The organism is Adlercreutzia equolifaciens (assembly GCF_029076695.1).
In the GTDB taxonomy this organism is placed as follows: domain Bacteria; phylum Actinomycetota; class Coriobacteriia; order Coriobacteriales; family Eggerthellaceae; genus Adlercreutzia; species Adlercreutzia equolifaciens_A.
The window spans coordinates 1-308 of sequence record NZ_JARFIK010000318.1; the positions used below are offsets into that span (position 1 = coordinate 1).

Annotated in this window: 1 protein-coding gene; it reads left to right on the forward strand. The window is 62.0% G+C overall.

The window, feature by feature from the left end; genetic code table 11:
- Window positions 1-308 (forward strand): hypothetical protein (locus PZH32_RS12565; protein ID WP_275208581.1); only part of this gene is annotated, 308 nt, incomplete at both ends.

Sequence of the window (308 nt, forward strand, 5' to 3'; positions counted from 1 at the left end):
CCTCCGATGAGGAAGCCCGCATCATCGCCATGCGCAAGGGCGGCGACTACAAGAACTCCCGCTCCTTCCCCGGCTTGAAGACTCCGTTCGATGCCAATGAGGACCAGATTTCCGCCGAGCGCTTCCCGCTGCTGCGTTTCTGGAACTCCTGGACCGACGCTTCCTCCATCTGGGACGCCATCCGCGAGATCGACTCTCCCTACAAGCTGCACGGTGGCGTGTGCATGTCCGGCGACTTTATGAACCAGTCGTACCTGCTGGAGGCCTGGGACGCTCTGACCCCGCTGGACTGCTGGGTCGACATCTAC